Genomic DNA, 18291 nt, shown 5'->3' with positions numbered 1-18291 from the left:
CGTGTTCATGCGGCGTCCGTGGTCCGGTGGAGCACGGACGTGAGCAGTTGGTCCTTGGCTGGGCCGGTGACATCCCACTCGTAGCGGAACTCATCCGGACCGGTCCAGGTGTACTGCACGCGGTAGTTGTCCGGGTCGCACCAGTGCTGGTCCCGGCCGCTCTGCGGGCCGAAGCCCATGCGGTGGAACGGCCTGCCGTCGGGGAAGAACATGTCCATCGTGTCCGGTGCGCCGGCGGGCCGCAGCAGGTATTCCCGGCTCGCCGGCCCGGCGAACGGTGTGCCCGCCGGTCCGCCGGGGACGGATGCCCAGGCAACGGTGCCCTCTTCGCGGAAGCGGAGGCCGCCGTCGGGCGTTTTGGTAAAGCGGACGACGCCGGTGAAGGACCCGCGGGTGCCGGTGGACCTGTCGAGGAGGGTGCGTTCCACGGTCCAGGAGCCCAGCAGGTAGGCGCGGAGATCGAAGTCCGGAGCGGCGGCCGGCGGCTGGGGGTTCAAGTGCCCTCGATTGGAATCGAACCAACGACACCGGCTTTAGGAGAGCCGTGCTCTATCCACTGAGCTACGAGGGCGGGTATCCGTGCTGGACGGCCGCGGGCCGGCCCGTTCGGACACGGATATAAGCATACAAGGTGACGGGCCGTACTACGCTCTTGGCATGGCCGCCCCCGCTGACTCGCCGTCCCAAAACATTATCTACATCCCCGATCTGCCGTCCACGCGGTTTTATGCGGGCGCACTGGCGCTGCTCAGCGTGCTGCAGTATTTCGTGGCGGAGGCGGCCGTGATCGGCGCGTGGGCGGGGCAGCAGCCGTACAGCCGCCGGACCGGTTACATCAGCGATCTGGGCGCCGCGGGCTGCGGGCTTTTCGACGGCCGCGACGTCTGCTCGCCGGCGCATGTGCTCATGAACGCCTCGTTCGTGGTCCAGGGCATCGGGATGATGGTCGGCGCCCTGCTGCTGAGTTCGGCGCTGCTGTGCACGGCAGCGCGGCCCGGCGCACAGTTCACACTGGTGCCGGGTGGCCGTTTCACTTGGGCTGCCGCGGTCTCCGCACGTTCCCTCACCGCCGTCGCCGGAGCCGGCACCGTCCTGGTGGGGCTGGTCCCTGAGGACGCCGGTTCCGTGTGGCACGGGGTGGGCGCCATCATGTATTTCGGTGCCGGGAGCCTGGCCCTGTTGCTGCTGGGGTGGCTGTGGCTTCGGCAGACACCCCTTAGCTGGCCCATCCTGGTCTGCGGCCTCGTGTCTCTCGGCGACCTGGTCACCGGCGGGGTGACAGGGATGGACGTGCCGGAGCCGGGGACCCTGGAGCGGCTCATGGGGTACCCCATCACCATCGGCACGGCCGCCGTGGGTCTGGTGGTAGCCCAGCGGGTGGGCCGGGACCGCTCGCTCCGGAAGTCCCGCGGGGCGCTGCAGGCATGAGCCGGGCCCGACCCCATAGGGCGGGCCCGGGGACGGCCTGAGCCCGCCCTATGGGGACGGCGCCGGCGTGGGAGCCGGCGTCGTCATCAGCTTCAGCAGTTCCTCGTCGCGGAGCTTGGACCACGGCGATTCCGGTGATCCCTGCAGGGCAGCCTCGGGGCTGTCCGTCTGAGTCCACCATTTCGCCTCAAACACCCGGCCCTCAAAGAGCACCCGGTCGCCCTTGCGGTAGACCTTGGCAGGCTCCCACTGCGGCGCGGTGCCGTCCGGGGCGGTGAGCTGCGGGGTGGGCCTGTCGCCGGGCAGTACCGGGCCGATGATGCGCCACGGCGTTGCGGCGCCCTGGAGCACCGGGTTGTCCGGCGTGTCGGCCCGGGTCCACCACTTGGCCTCGTAGACATTGGAGTGCCAGACGATCCGCTCGCCACTCGTGTAGGCGGTGCTTTCGTTCCAAACCGGGTAAGGGCTGGTCGACGGATCATCGGTGACGGCCGGGGCCCGCGTCGGCTGCGCCACGGCTGCTGGCGCGGTGGGAGGACTGCCGGTGACGCCGGCACCGAGAATCGTGGCAAACGTTGCTGTTCCCTGCTCGACGCCGCTGCAGCCGTCCGAGACTTGCGTGACGTCGGGGTAGTTGGGGCTGCATGTCCGGTCACGGTTCAGGGACCACATGGACAGGCGGCCGACGCCCTTGGCGCTCGCGTAGGCGCTGAGTTCCTCCGCGTCCTTGAGCGTGAAGATTTCACCGGCGATGTCGTTCTGGCCGATCATCGGCGTCAGCCCGATCTTGCGCCATACGGTCTCACTACCCAGCTCGCTGCCGGCGTCCCGGTACAAGCCGGTGAGCTGCCGGTGGGCGGCTTCCGCAGCCGAGACGGCATTCCCGTACATCGACCGGTCCGTCAGCCTGCTGCCGCCATAGTCCATGGTCATAATGTTCACGCCGGCCAGGTCAGTCCCCGCGGCGATCATCCGGCGCACGGCGTCGCTGCCCGCCGTCGTTAGTCCGTTGGGGTCTGCCGGCAGGGTCAGCCACACGGTGAGGTCCTTGCCGCTCCCGCGGCGATCCTGCTGCAGCGCCGCGACGGCCGCTGCCCGCCGGTCAAGGGAAGCGACGTCGCTGAGGGCTTCGCCTTCGATGTCCAAGTCGATGCTGCTGACGTTGTAGCGGTCCACGACGGCGCCGTAGGCGGCCTCGAGTTTGCCAGCGTCAGTGCAGGTCGTGGCCAGTTCCTTGTTGATCAGGCCGCCGAAAGAGATCGAGACGGTCCCGCCCAACTGCTGGAGCCGGGCAACCCTGCGGTCCACGTCCAGCGCGGATCCGGCCTCGTCGAGGGAGTAGGCGGCGCCCCAACTCGGGGTGCAGCCATTCCCGGCGTCCGCCACAATGAAGGACAGCAGTACGTTTTCGGCTTCCTTCGATACCGGGTCCTCGAAGGCGTAGCGCGGAGTCGCCGTGACGTCCACGTAGCCGGAGAAAATGGACGGAATGGATTCGGCCGTCCTCACATCCTGGAAGTTGCCCCATGCGGCCACACTTCCCGCCGTGATTGCCATGACGACGCCGGTGAGAATGCCCACCCGAACGATCGATAATTTGCGGCCTGGGAATCTTTTGGACACAGGGCCCCCTTATGTCTTTTAGTGAACCGCCGGGCACACGCCGGCCATCGGGATCAGTTCGTGGAATTTCCGGGGTGTCTTATGTCCGGTAGCGGTCTGACCTTGCATTATCATAAGGGCACTCACTGGAACATTCCGGTGCACCGGGCGCGATTTGTCGTCAGCGCACGCCAAAACGCCGATTTTGCAGTCTATGGGGACCAATGTCTGATCAGCTAGTCTTGCCGCGCCCTGACGCAGAAAGCGTCGTTAGTGAACAAAAGGGTGCAGTTCGGCGCCGTCAGTGGGGCGCTGAAAAGCGGTCCGAACCGCTTTCGATTGTTCACCCACGGCCCTCCCGCCGGAAAATTATCCTTGGCCGGCTGGGCATTCTCACCACGCTCCTTGCCTGGGTCAGCTACGTCATTTCGACAATTCTGCGGGAGTTGGCCGACAACCCGAATGCCGGGTTCAGATTCCAATTTGAGACAGTCTCCTATCTGGTTGTCGTAACATTCCTGACTTTTTCGGCGCTAATGTACCTGATAGCGCGTCAGGGTGCCCTGTACCGGTTCCGGGACCATTCACGGGTTCCGCGCGGGGAATTGGACCGCCACTTCGCTGACTACGCCGAAGGCATTACGGTGCTGGTGCCGTCCTACGCCGAGGAACCGCAAGTGGTGCGGGCCACGCTGTGGTCAGCAGCACTGCAGGAATTTCCCGACCTCAAAGTTGTCCTTCTGGTTGACGATCCGCCCAATCCCTCCGACCCGGCTGATCGAGCCAAACTTGAAAGGACCCGCGGCCTGTCGGCCGAAATTTCCGCGGCTATGAGCATCCCCGCGGCGCGGTTCAACTCCGCCCTGACGGATTTCCGTCGCCGTGCAAAGACGGTAGCTCCCAAAGAGCGCGCCGAGCTGGCGTTGCTGATCGTCGAGTACGAGGCGGCAGCAGAATGGCTGGAATCCATGGCGGCAGGCGAGCAGGTCGAAGACCACGTGGACGAGTTCTTCGTGGACCTGGTCCTGATGGGGCTCGCCCGCGAGCTGCGGCTGGTCCTGGTTGGCCTGAACGCTGCTTTCGTGCAGCACGCCTCGCCGCCGTGGTCCCGGCTCGACGAGCTGTACCTGCGCCTCACCTGGATCTTCAACGTTTCCACCGAAACTTTCGAGCGCAAGAAATACGCCAGCCTCTCGCACGAGGCCAACAAGGCGATGAACCTCAATGCCTACATTTCCCTGATGGGACACTCCTGGAAGGAAGAGGACACCGCCGACGGCGTGGTCCTGCGTAAAGTCCAGGGCGACGCCGAGCTTGAAGACTCGGACCGGATCCTGGATTTCCCGGACACCACCTACCTCCTCACCCTCGACGCCGACTCGCTCCTTCTGCGCGACTACTGCCTCCGTCTGGTGTACTTCCTCGAATCGGYGGGCAACGAGCGCGTCGCCGTGACCCAGACGCCCTACTCTTCCTTCCGGGGCGCACCCACCCGGATCGAACGCGTCGCGGGAGCCACGACTGATCTGCAGCACATCCTTCACCAGGGAATGACGTACTACGGAGCCACCTTCTGGGTCGGCGCGAATGCCATCATCCGGAAGCGCGCCCTCGAGGACATCGTGGAGGTTGAAGCCAGGGGGGGATTCGAGATCCGGACGTACATCCAGGACCGCACTGTCATCGAAGACACCGAGTCCAGCATTGACCTTGGTCAGCACGGCTGGACTCTCGTGAACTATCCGGAGCGACTAAGTTACAGCGCCACGCCGCCCGACTTCGGCTCGTTGGTGGTCCAGCGCCGCCGCTGGGCCAACGGCGGACTCCTGATCCTGCCCAAGCTGTGGGCCCAGCTCCGCCAGCGCCGGTCAGACCGCCGCCGGATCCTGTTCCGCGAAGTGCTGCTGCGCGTTAACTACATGGCCTCCATCGCCTGGGCGAGCTTCGGCTTGGTCTTTCTGCTGGCCTACCCCTACGACAGCCGGCTGCTGAGCCCCATCGTGTTCCTCGCCGCCCTGCCCTATTTCCTGGCCATGGGCAGCGACCTGCGTGACTGCGGGCACCGCTTCAGCGACATCCTGCGGATTTATGGTTTCAACCTGGTGCTGCTTCCGGTGAACCTCGCCGGGGTGCTGAAATCACTGCAGCAGGCCGTCACCGGCGACAAGATTCCTTTTGTCCGCACTCCCAAGGTCAAAGACCGTACTGCCGCCCCCGGGCTCTACGTCCTGACGCCCTACGTGATCGTCGCGTTCTCGCTGCTGACAGTCTGGCGCGATGCCCAACTGGGTAACTGGGGCAACGTGGCATTCGCATCGCTCAACGCCATCTTGGCTGCCGGAGCAATTCGTGCCTACATCGGTGTGTTCAATTCCGTGGTCGATATTTCCCTCGGTATGGTCAACTGGCTGTATGTCAGTCCCCGGCCCAAGAAAGTAGAGGAGAGCCTCGTGGTTGAGAAGACAGCCGAGGAGGTCGACTGGGAGACCATTTTGTACCATGGCGACCGCCGGTTGAACCGGGATCTCCGCGGATCAACCGACCGCCGTCGTCGAATTGCTGTCCGGTGAGCGTCGAAGCGCCGGTGGCGCCCGATGAGCGCATTCCGGAGGAAGGCCCGGACGCCGACTTCCCGGCCGCGACGGAGACGCCGGCCGGTGCCGTGATCGGTGTCCGCGTGCGCGACGGCGGCATCATCGAAGTCGCGCTTCCGGCCAACGCCGAAATCGAGGGGCCCGAGGCGCGCGTGGCCGGCGCCACGGTCCGCGCACTGGCCAACGGCCGGCGCATGCCGGTGCTGCTGGTCATCACCGGGGTCGTGGGCGTCAGCCTCGAGGCGCGGCACGTCTATGCCACCTCCATTGCGGCGTCGGCCTTTGCCCTCGTGGGGGAAAGCCCTGTCGACCGCGTGATCGCGCACTACCTGCTGCGATCAAAGACCGAGACGATCCCGGCGCGGTTCTTCACGTCCGAGGCTGAGGCCATCGACTGGTTAGGGCAATACACGAGTGAAGACTGATCCGCCGGACCCCAGGCTGCATGCCCTCGTCGAAGGCATCGTCCGCATCGCAGGAGGCGACCTGACCACCAGGATTCCCCACTCCGGTGCCAGGGACGACGTCGCCGCGGTCATTGCCGGGATCAACCTGATGGCTGACGACCTGCAGACCATTTACCAGGAACTTGAGGAACGCGTCGAAAGCCGGACGGCGATGCTGCGCGAGGCCCAGGTCGAGCTTGAGCGGATGGCACTGACTGACCCGCTCACCCAGCTCGCCAACAGAACGGCGCTCAATTCGGTCCTGAGCCACGCCCTTGCCGAAACGTCCCGGGGCGAAATGCCGCCGGCACTGCTGGTCCTGGACCTGGATTCCTTCAAGGGCATCAACGACACCCTGGGACACAGCGCCGGCGACGACGTCCTCCGCGTGATCTCCCGGCGTCTGCAGGACGCAGTCCGGGAGACGGATACCGTTGCACGCCTCGGCGGCGACGAGTTTGCTGTCATGCTGCCGAAGTCCAACCTGGTCCGGGCCCGGCGGGTCGCGAACCGAATCCTCAAGGCGCTCGGCGAGAGCCTGGAAGTCGGCGATCTGCGCATCACGTGCGGTACCAGCATCGGATTGAGGGTGGCGGAAGCCGGGCAGTCCGTCGACGATCTGGTCATGGAAGCAGACACGGCGATGTACGCGGCCAAGGCCCAGCCACACAGCAGTATCAAGGTGTTCGAGCCGGCCCTGCTCTACGCCCGCCGGCTGCAGAGTGTCATGATCACCGAAATGCGCGAGGCGATCCTCCAGGACCAGCTCACGCTGCACTACCAGCCGGTCGTGGACCTGGCCACCGGAAAGATCGAAGGTGTCGAGGCGCTGGTGCGCTGGAACCACCCGGAGCGCGGCCTTCTGATGCCCGATTCCTTCATCCCGCTGGCTGAAGAGACGGGGATGATCGTGGACCTCGGCCACTGGGTGCTGAGGAACGCGGTGCGCCAACTGAGGCGCTGGCAGCAGGACCTGAACGTGGACGCCGACTTCAACGTCCGGGTCAACATCTCAACCACCGAGCTGCAGAACCTCGATCTGATAGAACACGTCCGCGACATCCTCCGGGAAACAGGGGTGGACGCCGCCAACCTCGTCGTGGAGTTGACGGAGTCCATGGCCGTCAATGGCGGGGATGTGGACAAATACTCCCTCAGCGGCCTGCGGCGTCTGGGCGTGCAGCTTGAGATCGACGACTTTGGCACCGGCTATTCGTCCATCAGCTACCTGCGGAAGCTTCCGGTCAACGTTGTCAAGATCGACAAGAGCCTGATCGACGGGCTGGGTTCAGACGCAGACGAGAGCAAATTCGTGGAGGCGGTGCTGCACCTCATCCACGCCTGCGGCCTCAAAGCTGTGGCCGAGGGCATCGAGACGGCGGAGCAGGCCGCCGAGCTGGTCCGACTGGGCTGCTCAAGCGGCCAGGGCTACTATTTCGGCCGGCCAGTTCCGGCGTCGGACATCGAGGCGCTGATCGGGCGGGCGAGACCGTAGCTTCGGCAGCACGAAAAACGGTGGGTGTCGGAATTCGACACCCACCGTTCGACTACGCCGTCTCCGTTAGTTCTTCGGCGTGGAGTGCGGCCACCATTCGACAGCCACTACAGAGCCCTGACCCGAGTTTCCGGTTGCCGAGACGGCAGCAGAGGCGGACAGACCCGCGGCGGCCAGCGCACCGGCGACGAGGAGTGTAGCGAGGGTTTTCTTCATGTGGACTCCTGATACATAAGGGGCTGATGTGACTCATGTGATGCGAGTTCAGTATAGGGGCATTCGACACGCCTAAAAGTAACAATATGTCTCCCAACTCAAACTCCTGTGTTATTCGTGCGTGCCTGCGCGACTCCTGCGCGAATACTGCGACGCCCTCACTTGCACGTCATGTACGTATATCCGTCCTGGGCAACGGATAATTGGTCCATGCAACAAAATTCCGTTTCCTCCTCGTATGTCGCCGCTGAGTTCAAAGCCCGGCAACACCGGGAGGGCCACGACTTCATGGCGGCCGCCCAAAGTGCGGGAGACGCCGCTGCCATAGCCGCGGCGGAAGGGGATTCCGCTGCAGAGTGGGACATGAAGTTCTTTCAGGCAGAAAACCTCATGGACGCCGGAGAATTCGACGAGTGCGCCGACATTACGTTTGCCTTGGTTCAAGGTCCCTCGGCAGCCCTTTCGCCCCAGTTCCTGGCGAAAGGCTATGTCCTGCTAGCAACTGCCCGGCAGCGGGCAGGGCTGCTCGAACAGGCTGTAGATTCTGCCCGGACGGCTGCGGACCTCTCGAAGGACGATCCGGACATTGAGACCAATGTGAAGGCCCGGCATGCACTGATTGCTGCCTTAGCAGACTGCGGAATGCTGGAAGATGCCTGGGACGAGTGCAATGTGCTCGCCGACATCGTTTCGGACGAAGTTGACGACCAGTTGGTGGGTAAAGCGTATTGGGCTATCGGCAATGTGGCGTTCCTCTGCAACATGATCGAGGAGGGGTTGCGCTACCACGAGCTTGCGGCCGACACCTTTTCGCCGGCCAATAATCTGGACGTCTGGGCAAAGTTCAACAAAGCGTCAGCAGCCATGCGATTGGCTGCGGACATCGCCGACGCCGACACATTGCGGTGCATCGAGCGCGCAGAACTGGCAACTGACGTTATCGGCGGAAGTTCGAATGACTATCACTTGTTGAAACTTAACCGCGCGCACTGGACGCTACTAGCGGGCGACGCCGCGACTGCTATAGGTCTTTTGGACGATCTTTGCAGGCTGGAGGACGGAATCTCTCCACAAAGGACAGGGGAGGCCTGCCTGCTGCTGGGCAGGGCGTACATAGCAACCGGAGACAAGCCGGCGGCAAAGGACGTTCTGTTGCGCGCCGCCGAGCAATTCGAAACGGCGGGCGCCCCGCAGCGCGCGGACCAGGCCCGGGAGTACCTCGCCAGCGAGGCCTGAGACCACCTTGGCTCGGTTCCCCACCGGCCTGGCGGGTACACACCGCTGCGCATGCCCTCCGGGTGCGGCGACGGGTGGACATAGTGGGATTATGTCCAGTGGCCGGGCCTAAGGCTGGGCATGTCCCGCGGTGGGAGCCTTTGCCGCCGCAGGCTTGCGGCCGAGGAACACCGCGGCGCCCCCGACAACAAGGCTCAGGACCAGCAGCACCCAACCGGCGACGGTGAGGCCGGATGCCAGGGCAACCTGGCCGGCGTCGACAGTTTGGGCGGACAGCATCGAATCGATGGCCGCATTGCCCCACAGCCTGACTGCCGCGAAGAGCAGGGGCACGGCCCACAGCGCCCAGCGCAGTCCCTTACGTGCCACGTTGGTCCCGATGAGCAGCAGCCACGTGAAGCCGAAGATCAGCGGGAACAGCGTGCCGGCGGTTTTGTGGATGTAGTTCAGCTGCCCGCGGGCGTCTTCGTCCATGGCGGTGCGCAGCTGCTCCACGTAGCCCGCGTCGAAGCCCCCGACCAGGGAATCCGGCATAGCAAGACCCCCGCTGAGCTGGGTGAGCTGGTTCAGCGTGAGCAGGTGGAGGTACCAGAACAGGAACAGGCTGGCCACAACACCCGCAATCAGGATCAGGTTGCTGTTGCTCTGCGCCTTTTGGGGGGTCCGGCTGGTGCTGGGGTTGATCACCGACGGCAGCTGGTGCTGGGGGACGACGGCGTTCGCGCCGTGCTTCTTGATCCGCTGTGCGGGTGTCTTGGCCATGGCTCCATTATCGCCCGGGCACACGAGTCGCTGAGCGCGGATCCCGCGACGCCGTCCGCTGTACGCCTGCCGCCTGTTCACTGCAGGCAGGCGCCGATAGGCTGGAGCGCGTGACCGAACTAGGAAAACACCGGCTCGGCCGGCACAGCTCCGCTGAACTCAATCCCGCACTGGACGACTACCAGCTCGCCGAGGCCCTCGTGCGCGAGGCCGGGACCCTCGCGCTCCTTATGCGGCAGGCCGGCTTGGAAGGCCGGCAAAAGACCTCGGTTTCCGACGTCGTTACGGCCGCGGACCACGCGGCCGAGGCGTACGTGCTGGAACAGCTCCAGCGCTGCCGGCCCGACGACGGCATCCTCGGCGAAGAGGGCGCCTCCGTGGACGGCACCAGCGGCCGTACCTGGGTGATCGACCCGGTAGACGGGACATACAACTTCCTGCACGGGTCCACCTACTGGTGCTCCGCCATTGCCCTGAAGGACTCATCCGGTGTCGTGCTCGGCGGAATCTTCCAGCCGGAGGAGGACAAGCTCTGGCTCGGCGGAACAGCCAGGCCCTCAACCCTCAACGGCGAACGGCTGACCACTTTCGGTACGGAGGGGGCTCCCGGCACCGGCCGTTCGGACGTGCCCCTGTCCGAACTCGGCGCCGCGACTTACATCCACCCCACCTGGCTGGCCGACCCGCTGTGCGCCATGCCATGGCACGCCGCCGCGACCTCCGCCGCCGCGCTGCGCATGTTCGGCTCCGGCTCCTGCGACCTCAGCCGGGTGGCCGACGGCGAACTGGGCTGCTGGTTCCAGCACAGCTGCCCGGAGTGGGATTGGCTGCCGGGGAAAGCCATCGTCCTCGCTGCCGGCGGCGCGGCCGACGTCGTCCGGGTCAACGGACTGGACTGGTTCGTCGCGGGAGGCACCACGGCGGTCCGTCACCTGCGCGCCGCCCTCGAATCCGGCTCCGTGACGTAGGTCCGGGCGCCCAACTCCGCGCCGCGCGGCACTTGCCCAGTTCGTGGGCCTGAGACTGGACATGCCCAGTCCTTTCACGGATGGGGGACATGCTCATTCTTGGCCGCGGGGCTTGGGCATGCGGGCACTCTGTCCAGTGGTTGCGGGCGGGCGGGGCATGTCCGTTGGGCGCCTTTGGAGGGCCAGGGAACATGCTCATGCTTGGCCGCGGGGCATGGGCATTCGGGCACTATGTCCAGTGGCTGCGGGCGGGGGAGGGCATGTCCCGAGGGGGCGGACCTGACTGTCAGTGGCACCGCCTAGACTTGTTAACACCATGGATATGTTGTTTGACCCTTACGCCGACGGACCCTTCCAAGCTGCCTCGAACACGGCGGCGCGCACCAAAACGCCTGCCGGCCATGGGATGGCGGCGCTGGATTCCGCACTGAATTCTGCCTCCGGCGCCGGGTCCAGTGGCGGCCACGGGGGCAATCCGGCCGGGGAACCGGACCACCACCGGCTTCCGGGCGCGGCCGAGCTCCTGGAGGGGCTGAACCCGCAGCAGGAAGAGGCCGTCAAGCACGCCGGCAGCGCCCTGCTGATCGTCGCGGGCGCCGGCTCGGGCAAGACCCGCGTGCTCAGCAACCGCATTGGCTACCTGATCGCCACCCGGCGCGCGCACCACGGCGAAATCCTGGCCATCACCTTCACCAACAAGGCAGCCGCGGAAATGCGCGAGCGGGTTGAGGCCCTGGTGGGCGGCCGGGCCAAGACGATGTGGGTCTCCACGTTCCACTCCTCGTGCGTCCGGATCCTGCGCCGCGAAGCCAAGAATGTCGGCCTGAACTCCAACTTCTCCATCTACGATTCCGCCGACTCGCTGCGCCTCATCACCCTCGTGGCCAAGAACCTGGACCTCGATCCGAAGCGTTTCGCGCCCAAGGCGATCCAGCATAAGATTTCGGCGCTCAAGAACGAACTGATCGACGCTGACAGCTACTCGTCCAGCGCGAACTACAACGACCCCTTCGAACAGGCCGTCGCCGAGGTTTTCAAGGGCTACACGCAGCGGCTGCGCCAGGCCAACGCGATGGACTTCGATGACCTGATCGCAGAGACGGTCTACATGTTCCGCGCCTTCCCGGCGCTCGCCGAATCCTACCGGCGCCGTTTCCGGCACGTCCTGGTCGACGAATACCAGGACACCAACCACGCCCAGTACGCGCTCGTCCGCGAGATCGTGGGCGAAGGCCCCGGCGCGGCGGAACTCACCGTCGTGGGCGACTCTGACCAGTCGATCTACGCCTTCCGCGGCGCCGACATCCGCAACATCGTGGAGTTCGAGAAGGACTACCCCGACGCCCGCACCATCAAGCTCGAGCAGAACTACCGCTCCACCCAGACGATCCTCAGCGCGGCCAACTCGGTGATCTCCCGGAACCCCAACCGGCCGGAGAAGCGGTTGTGGACGGCGGAAGGCGACGGCGAGAAGATCGTCGGCTACGTCGGCGAGAACGAACACGACGAAGCCCAGTTCATCGCCAAGGAGATCGACCGCCTGCAGGACGAAGGTGACCTCCGCCCCGGCGACGTCGCCATCTTCTACCGCACCAACGCCCAGTCCCGCTCCATCGAGGATGTCCTGGTCCGCGTCGGACTCCCGTACAAGGTGGTCGGCGGGACCCGGTTCTACGAGCGCAAGGAAATCAAGGACGCCCTCGCCTACCTGCGCGTCCTGGTCAACCCGGACGACGACGTCAACCTCCGCCGCATCCTGAACGAGCCCAAACGCGGCATCGGAGACCGTGCCGAGGGGGCCGTGGCCTCCCTCGCGCAGCGCGACAGGATCTCGTTCATGGCCGCCGCCCGCCGCGCCGACGAGGCACCCGGCATGGCCACCCGCTCCGTCAACGCGGTCCAGGGCTTCGTGAAGCTGCTCGACGACCTCGCCGAGGTGGCCTCCGGATCCGGTGCTGCCGCGGCCCTGGAGGCTGTCCTCGAACAGACCGGCTACCTCGCGACCCTTCGTTCCAGCACAGACCCGCAGGACGAATCCAGGGTGGAGAACCTCGCCGAACTCGTCGCCGTCGTGCGGGAATACGAGCGGGACAACCCCGAAGGTTCCCTCGGCGCCTTCCTGGAAGGCGTCTCCCTCGTGGCCGACGCCGACCAGATCCCGGACGCGCCGGCGGGCACCGCCGACGAGCTGGCCGCCGCCGTCGCCGAAGCCAAGCGGCTCGGCGTGGTCACCCTGATGACCCTGCACACAGCCAAGGGACTGGAATTTCCGGTGGTGTTCCTGACCGGCATGGAGCACGGGCTGTTCCCGCACCAGCGCTCCGCCACCGACCCCAAGGAATTGGCCGAGGAACGCCGGCTGGCCTACGTCGGCCTGACCCGGGCCCGGAAGCGCCTGTACCTGACCCGCTCCGAAGTGCGCAGCATGTGGGGCCAGAGCCAGTACAACCCGGCCAGCCAGTTCATCGAGGAAATCCCGGCCGAGCTGGTGGAGTGGAAGCGTGAGGGCTCCACCCGCCAGGCCGGCGGCTGGGGGAGCGGCGGCTCCATTGGCTCGAGCCGGTACGGCGGATCCTTCTGGGGAGCGGGCACGGCCCGCGGCACGGAGGCCAGCCCCTCGGCCGGGTTCAACGCCGATGTTCCTGCGGCCATCGCCAAGAACCGGGTGCAGCCGCAAAAGGAGGTCGTCGCCGTCAGCGTGGGCGACAAGGTCAACCACACGAGCTTCGGCAACGGCACTGTGCTGGCCGTCGAGGGCGCCGGGGACAAAACCGTCGCCAAGGTGAAGTTCAGCGTCGGCGAGAAGCGGCTCCTGCTCCGCTACGCCCCGCTGACAAAGCTCGACGCCTGAGCGGAACGGGCCCGCCCGCCAGCGGCCGGGGACGCGGGGCGGCACCAACGACTCCGGTGGCCCGGATTCTTCGGACTGCGCTGCATCGTTGTGCCGGGGGCCTCGACCCGTCTACAGTCTGAGCATCGGGCGCCAGGAAGCGGCATTCCGCTCCGGTGCGCTACCGCAAGCTACGACGGGGCGCCGCATGAGAATTCTGTTGGCCAGCCAGGCGATCGCCGGACACTTCAATCCCATGACGGGCATCGGTGTCCGTTTGAAGGACGAGGGCCACGAGGTCGGCTGGTACACCGGCCGCACGCTCGCCGGCAGGCTGGACGAGCTGGGCATCCAGCACTACGCGTTCGATCGCGCGATTGAACACACCGGGGACAACCTCAATGAGCTCTACCCGCAGCGCGCCAAGCTCAAAGGACCGATGGCCATCAGGTTCGACGGCGAACGCATCTTCGCCAGCAACGTCACGAATTTCTTCGAAGACATCAGGGACCTGCACCAGCGCTTCCCGTTCGATGCCGTCGTTATGGACAACACCATGTTCATCCAGCGGCTCGTGGCGGTGGTGCTGGGCAAACCGGTAATCAGTTTTGTCCCTATCGGCAACATGGAAAGCGATCCGCTGGTGCCGCCGATGTTCTTTGGCTTTGCCCCGGCGCGGAACCCGGCCGACAGGGTCCTCCATTCGGGCGCGCGGCTGGTCTCGGACCAGTTCGTCACCAAGCCCGCGCGGAACAGTTACGTCCGGCAACTCGCCGGTTACGGTCTCCGCACCGAACGGGGCCACCCCATCACCGACGAGCCGTACCTGTGGTCGCATGCGATCATCCAGACTGGCACTGCCTCGCTGGATTTTCCGCGGCGGAACGTCAACCCGAAAGTCCACTACGTCGGCGCCCTGCTGCCTCACCGGTCGGGAGCCGCCGACGGGCCGGAGACCGCCACTGCGCAGGCCGCCCCCGCACCGTCCGCCGACGCCCGGCAGCCGACGGCGGCGGACGGAACGCACCGCCGGACCGTCGTCGTCACGCAGGGAACGGTCGACAACAGGGACCCGGCAAAGCTGATGATCCCCGCCATCGAGGCGCTGAAGGACACTAACACCCTCATCATCGTGGCCACCGGCGGCGCGAACACCGAAGAACTGCGACGGCGGTACCCGCAGCCCAACGTCGTTGTCGAAGACTACGTCGACTTCGCCCGGGTCTTTCCGGCCACGGACGTCTTTGTCACCAACGGAGGCTTCGGCGGGGTGCTGCTGAGCCTGTCCCACGGGGTCCCGCTCGTGACGGCGGGCCTCAATGAGGGCAAGAGCGACGTCAATGCCCGGGTGGAATACGCCGGCGTCGGCGTCAATCTAAAAACCGAGACACCCAGCGCCGCCGCGGTCCGCTCCGCCGTCGACACGGTACTGGGAGATCCGTCCTGGCGCGCCCGGGCGCAGGCGGTACGGGGGCAGTTCGAGGCGGAAGACAGCATCGGCGCCGCCGTCGACGTCATCACAGCTGCCGCCGCCGGCGGGACCAGCGGCGGCGGGACACCCGGCGTCGGGGGCTGACGCCGTCAGCCGCGGGCGCCCTGCATTCCTGCAGGCATAATGGAGCCCATGCGACGGACACTTCTGGGGATCCTGGCCGCCCTCACCCTGCTGGCGTCCACGGCGTGCACCATCACGCAGAAGGACCCGGACTACGTTCCGCCCGCGCCCCTGCCCGCGCTGGAGCAGCTCAGGCAAGCGCCCCTGGCGGACGCCACGAAGTACGCGGCAGGCCAGGACGTCCTCAGCTTCGCCACCACGGACCGGAACATTGTCTGTTCCCTGACGTCGGCCAGGGGCGGGCACGTGAATCTGCCCTACGAGCAGAACGGGTTCCCGGACTCCGCCAACAACAAGTTGGCCACCGTCCCGGTGGCGCACTGCGAACTCGCGGACTATCCCAAGCCTGAGGGCCAGGACATCGCAGACGATTGCGGCGGGACGGGGCTCGGCTACCTCGGGGGCGCGGTGCTGCTGACGCCGGAAAAAGCCGGTTACGGCGAATGCCGCTCGGGCGTCACACAGCAGGAAGCGGAATTCGGGCCCAAGGGAAGCCGCACGGGCCCGATCTCCCAGCTGCCGGTCCTCGGCGAGGGCCAGGGTTTGGAGCGTAACGGCCTGCGCTGCTCCGCCTACAACGGCGGTGTCGCCTGCGGAAACGTCTCCGCCGGCGTCGCCTTCTTCGTTACGCGGGACCGTTACGAACTGATTCCAAACACCGGGAAACAAGCCGCGCAGGACCCCTCAGCGGCCCCAAAAACCCCGTAATCTAGCGGTTTTTCTACGCTCCATAGAATAGTGTCCTTACTCACATAACGGGTACTCTGGAACGGGCCGCTCCCAAGGAAGGACTAGAGTTCCGAAAGGAGCATTGCGCCGTGTGGCTCGTTTCCAGCTAGTCGCAGGGTGCGTTTATTCCGCAGCCCGGTAACCGCGATAACGTGGGGTCCGGCTGTACAGAAACTACTTCGACGTAGAAGGACACTAAACCGTGGACCTGTTTGAATACCAGGCGCGCGATATGTTCGAGGCGCACGGTGTACCCGTGCTTGCTGGCATCGTGGCGCACACCCCTGAAGAAGCAAAGGCAGCTGCCGAGAAAATCGGCGGCGTAACCGTCGTAAAGGCGCAGGTCAAGGCCGGAGGCCGCGGCAAGGCCGGCGGCGTCAAGGTCGCCAAGACCGCTGACGAGGCGTTTGAACACTCCACCAACATCCTCGGCATGGACATCAAGGGCCACACCGTCCACCGCGTGATGATCGCCCAGGGTGCAGACATCGCCGAGGAATACTACTTCTCCGTCCTTCTGGACCGGGCCAACCGCAACTACCTGGCCATGTGCTCGGTTGAAGGCGGCATGGAAATCGAGCAGCTCGCCGTTGAGCGCCCCGAAGCCCTGGCCAAGATCGCGATCGACCCGGCCGTCGGCATCGACCAGGCCAAGGCCGACGAAATCGTCGCCGCCGCAGGCTTCGCCGAGGAACTGCGCGGCAAGGTCGCCGCCGTCATCCTGAAGCTCTGGGACGTCTTCAAGAAGGAAGACGCCACCCTCGTGGAGGTCAACCCGCTGGTCCTGACCGGCGCCGGTGACATCGTTGCCCTCGACGGCAAGGTCTCCCTCGACGAGAACGCGGACTTCCGCCACCCGAAGCACGCGCACCTCGAAGACAAGGACGCTGCTGACCCGCTCGAGGCCAAGGCCAAGGCGCAGGACCTCAACTACGTCAAGCTGGACGGCTCCGTGGGCATCATCGGTAACGGTGCAGGCCTGGTCATGTCCACCCTCGACGTCGTTGCGTACGCCGGCGAGAACCACGGCAACGTCAAGCCCGCCAACTTCCTGGACATCGGCGGTGGAGCTTCCGCCGAGGTCATGGCAGCAGGCCTCGACGTCATCCTGGGCGACCCGCAGGTCAAGTCCGTCTTCGTCAACGTCTTCGGCGGCATCACCGCCTGTGACGCCGTCGCCAAGGGCATCGTCGGCGCACTGGCCGAGCTGGGCAACTCCGCGAACAAGCCGCTGGTAGTCCGCCTCGACGGCAACAACGTTGAGGAAGGCCGCCGCATCCTGGCCGAGGCAAACCACCCGCTGGTTACCCTGGCCGCCACCATGGACGAGGGCGCCGACAAGGCTGCCGAGCTCGCCAACGCAGCTAAGTAAGGGACGCACCATGTCTATTTATCTGAACAAGGACTCCAAGGTCATCGTCCAGGGCATCACCGGCGGCGAAGGCACCAAGCACACCGCCCTGATGCTGAAGGCCGGCACCAACGTTGTCGGCGGCGTCAACGCCCGCAAGGCCGGCACCACGGTCCTGCACGGCGAGACCGAGATCACCGTCTTCGGCACCGTCAAGGAAGCCATGGCCGAGACCGGCGCCGACGTCTCCATCGTCTTCGTACCGCCGGCCTTCACCAAGGACGCCGTCGTTGAAGCCATCGAGGCCGGCATCGGCCTGGTCGTCGTGATCACCGAAGGCGTGCCGGTCCAGGACTCCGCCGAGTTCTGGGCACTGGCCCAGTCCAAGGTCGACGCCAACGGCAAGCAGGTCACCCGCATCATCGGACCGAACTGCCCCGGCATCATCACCCCGGGCGAGGCCCTCGTCGGCATCACCCCGGCCAACATCACAGGCAAGGGCCCCATCGGCCTCGTCTCCAAGTCAGGCACCCTGACCTACCAGATGATGTACGAACTGCGCGACCTCGGCTTCTCCACGGCCATCGGCATCGGCGGCGATCCGGTCATCGGCACCACCCACATCGATGCGCTCGAAGCCTTCGAAGCCGATCCCGAGACCAAGGCGATCGTCATGATCGGCGAAATCGGCGGCGACGCCGAAGAACGTGCCGCCGACTACATCAAGGCACACGTCACGAAGCCGGTTGTCGGCTACGTGGCCGGCTTCACCGCTCCGGAAGGCAAGACCATGGGCCACGCAGGCGCCATCGTCTCCGGTTCCGCGGGCACCGCCCAGGCCAAGAAGGAAGCCCTCGAGGCTGCCGGCGTCAAGGTCGGCAAGACGCCGTCCGAGACCGCCAAGCTCCTGCGCGAGGTCTTCGCAGCCCTCTAGGCTCCAAGCACCGCCAAGCACCAACGCAACGCGGGGTCACTTCCGGTCCGTCCCCCCCCCTGGGATGGACCGGAAGTGACCCCGC

The 18291-nt window shown here is 65.8% G+C and carries 15 protein-coding genes and 1 tRNA gene; 11 read left to right on the top strand and 5 right to left on the bottom strand.

Annotated features, from left to right (window positions below):
• Positions 1-5 precede the first annotated feature (5 nt).
• Positions 6-497 (bottom strand): DUF6314 family protein, encoded by a 492-nt coding sequence (locus AB4Y67_RS06305; RefSeq protein WP_441404932.1) that lies wholly within the window; start codon positions 495-497, stop codon positions 6-8.
• Position 498: 1 nt separating this feature from the next.
• Positions 499-571 (bottom strand) — tRNA-Arg (locus tag AB4Y67_RS06300).
• Between the two features lie 86 nt (positions 572-657).
• Here AB4Y67_RS06300 and AB4Y67_RS06295 point away from each other — a divergent pair.
• Complete coding sequence (locus AB4Y67_RS06295; RefSeq protein ID WP_441404931.1) at positions 658-1428, top strand: hypothetical protein; 771 nt, start codon at positions 658-660, stop codon at positions 1426-1428.
• A gap of 48 nt (positions 1429-1476) precedes the next feature.
• On the opposite strand, the gene AB4Y67_RS06290 is transcribed toward AB4Y67_RS06295, so the two are convergent.
• Complete coding sequence (locus AB4Y67_RS06290) at positions 1477-3009, bottom strand: chitinase (protein ID WP_441404930.1); 1533 nt, start codon at positions 3007-3009, stop codon at positions 1477-1479.
• A 557-nt stretch (positions 3010-3566) separates the two neighbouring features.
• Here AB4Y67_RS06290 and AB4Y67_RS06285 point away from each other — a divergent pair.
• The 3 genes from AB4Y67_RS06285 to AB4Y67_RS06275 are packed head-to-tail and all read left to right on the top strand — an operon-like array spanning position 3567 to position 7565.
• A complete protein-coding gene (locus AB4Y67_RS06285; RefSeq protein WP_441404929.1) occupies positions 3567-5600 on the top strand; it encodes a glycosyltransferase family 2 protein in 2034 nt (677 codons plus the stop codon).
• Positions 5597-6049: a DUF7793 family protein gene (locus AB4Y67_RS06280; RefSeq protein ID WP_441404928.1), complete on the top strand. Its 453-nt coding sequence runs from the start codon at positions 5597-5599 to the stop codon at positions 6047-6049. Before AB4Y67_RS06285 ends, AB4Y67_RS06280 begins: the two co-directional genes overlap by 4 nt.
• The gene (locus AB4Y67_RS06275) at positions 6039-7565 is read left to right on the top strand and encodes a putative bifunctional diguanylate cyclase/phosphodiesterase (RefSeq protein ID WP_441404927.1); all 1527 of its coding nucleotides are present in this window, start codon (positions 6039-6041) and stop codon (positions 7563-7565) included. The genes AB4Y67_RS06280 and AB4Y67_RS06275 overlap by 11 nt, the downstream gene beginning before the upstream one ends.
• A 66-nt stretch (positions 7566-7631) precedes the next feature.
• On the opposite strand, the gene AB4Y67_RS06270 is transcribed toward AB4Y67_RS06275, so the two are convergent.
• A complete protein-coding gene (locus tag AB4Y67_RS06270; protein ID WP_441404926.1) occupies positions 7632-7781 on the bottom strand; it encodes a hypothetical protein in 150 nt (49 codons plus the stop codon).
• A gap of 210 nt (positions 7782-7991) precedes the next feature.
• Between AB4Y67_RS06270 and AB4Y67_RS06265 the strand changes: the two genes are divergently transcribed.
• Positions 7992-9017 carry a hypothetical protein gene (locus AB4Y67_RS06265; RefSeq protein ID WP_441404925.1) on the top strand — a complete coding sequence of 342 codons (1026 nt, stop codon included), beginning with the start codon at positions 7992-7994 and terminating at the stop codon, positions 9015-9017.
• A gap of 108 nt (positions 9018-9125) precedes the next feature.
• Here AB4Y67_RS06265 and AB4Y67_RS06260 read toward each other — a convergent pair whose 3' ends face one another.
• Positions 9126-9779 carry a hypothetical protein gene (locus AB4Y67_RS06260; protein ID WP_441404924.1) on the bottom strand — a complete coding sequence of 218 codons (654 nt, stop codon included), beginning with the start codon at positions 9777-9779 and terminating at the stop codon, positions 9126-9128.
• A gap of 110 nt (positions 9780-9889) precedes the next feature.
• Here AB4Y67_RS06260 and AB4Y67_RS06255 point away from each other — a divergent pair, with 110 nt between their 5' ends.
• From AB4Y67_RS06255 to sucD, 6 genes are all read left to right on the top strand, one after another.
• Positions 9890-10747: an inositol monophosphatase family protein gene (locus tag AB4Y67_RS06255; RefSeq protein ID WP_441404923.1), complete on the top strand. Its 858-nt coding sequence runs from the start codon at positions 9890-9892 to the stop codon at positions 10745-10747.
• 322 nt (positions 10748-11069) lie between these two features.
• Positions 11070-13598, top strand: a complete 2529-nt coding sequence (gene pcrA / locus AB4Y67_RS06250; protein WP_441405014.1) for a DNA helicase PcrA — start codon at positions 11070-11072, stop codon at positions 13596-13598.
• A 187-nt stretch (positions 13599-13785) separates the two neighbouring features.
• A complete protein-coding gene (locus AB4Y67_RS06245) occupies positions 13786-15153 on the top strand; it encodes a glycosyltransferase (protein WP_441404922.1) in 1368 nt (455 codons plus the stop codon).
• A gap of 39 nt (positions 15154-15192) precedes the next feature.
• Positions 15193-15900, top strand: coding sequence for a hypothetical protein (locus tag AB4Y67_RS06240; RefSeq protein ID WP_441404921.1), 708 nt, complete (start codon positions 15193-15195; stop codon positions 15898-15900).
• Positions 15901-16123: 223 nt separating this feature from the next.
• Entirely contained in the window at positions 16124-17293 is a 1170-nt protein-coding gene (gene sucC / locus AB4Y67_RS06235; protein ID WP_441404920.1) for an ADP-forming succinate--CoA ligase subunit beta, read from the top strand.
• A gap of 10 nt (positions 17294-17303) precedes the next feature.
• Complete coding sequence (sucD, locus tag AB4Y67_RS06230; protein WP_441404919.1) at positions 17304-18206, top strand: succinate--CoA ligase subunit alpha; 903 nt, start codon at positions 17304-17306, stop codon at positions 18204-18206.
• The last annotated feature ends 85 nt before the right edge of the window (positions 18207-18291 follow it).

This window comes from Arthrobacter sp. YAF17 (assembly GCF_052113365.1).
Taxonomy (GTDB): domain Bacteria; phylum Actinomycetota; class Actinomycetes; order Actinomycetales; family Micrococcaceae; genus Arthrobacter.
The sequence above is the reverse complement of the archived record's forward strand: the minus strand, read 5'-3'. Positions and strand labels throughout refer to the sequence as shown.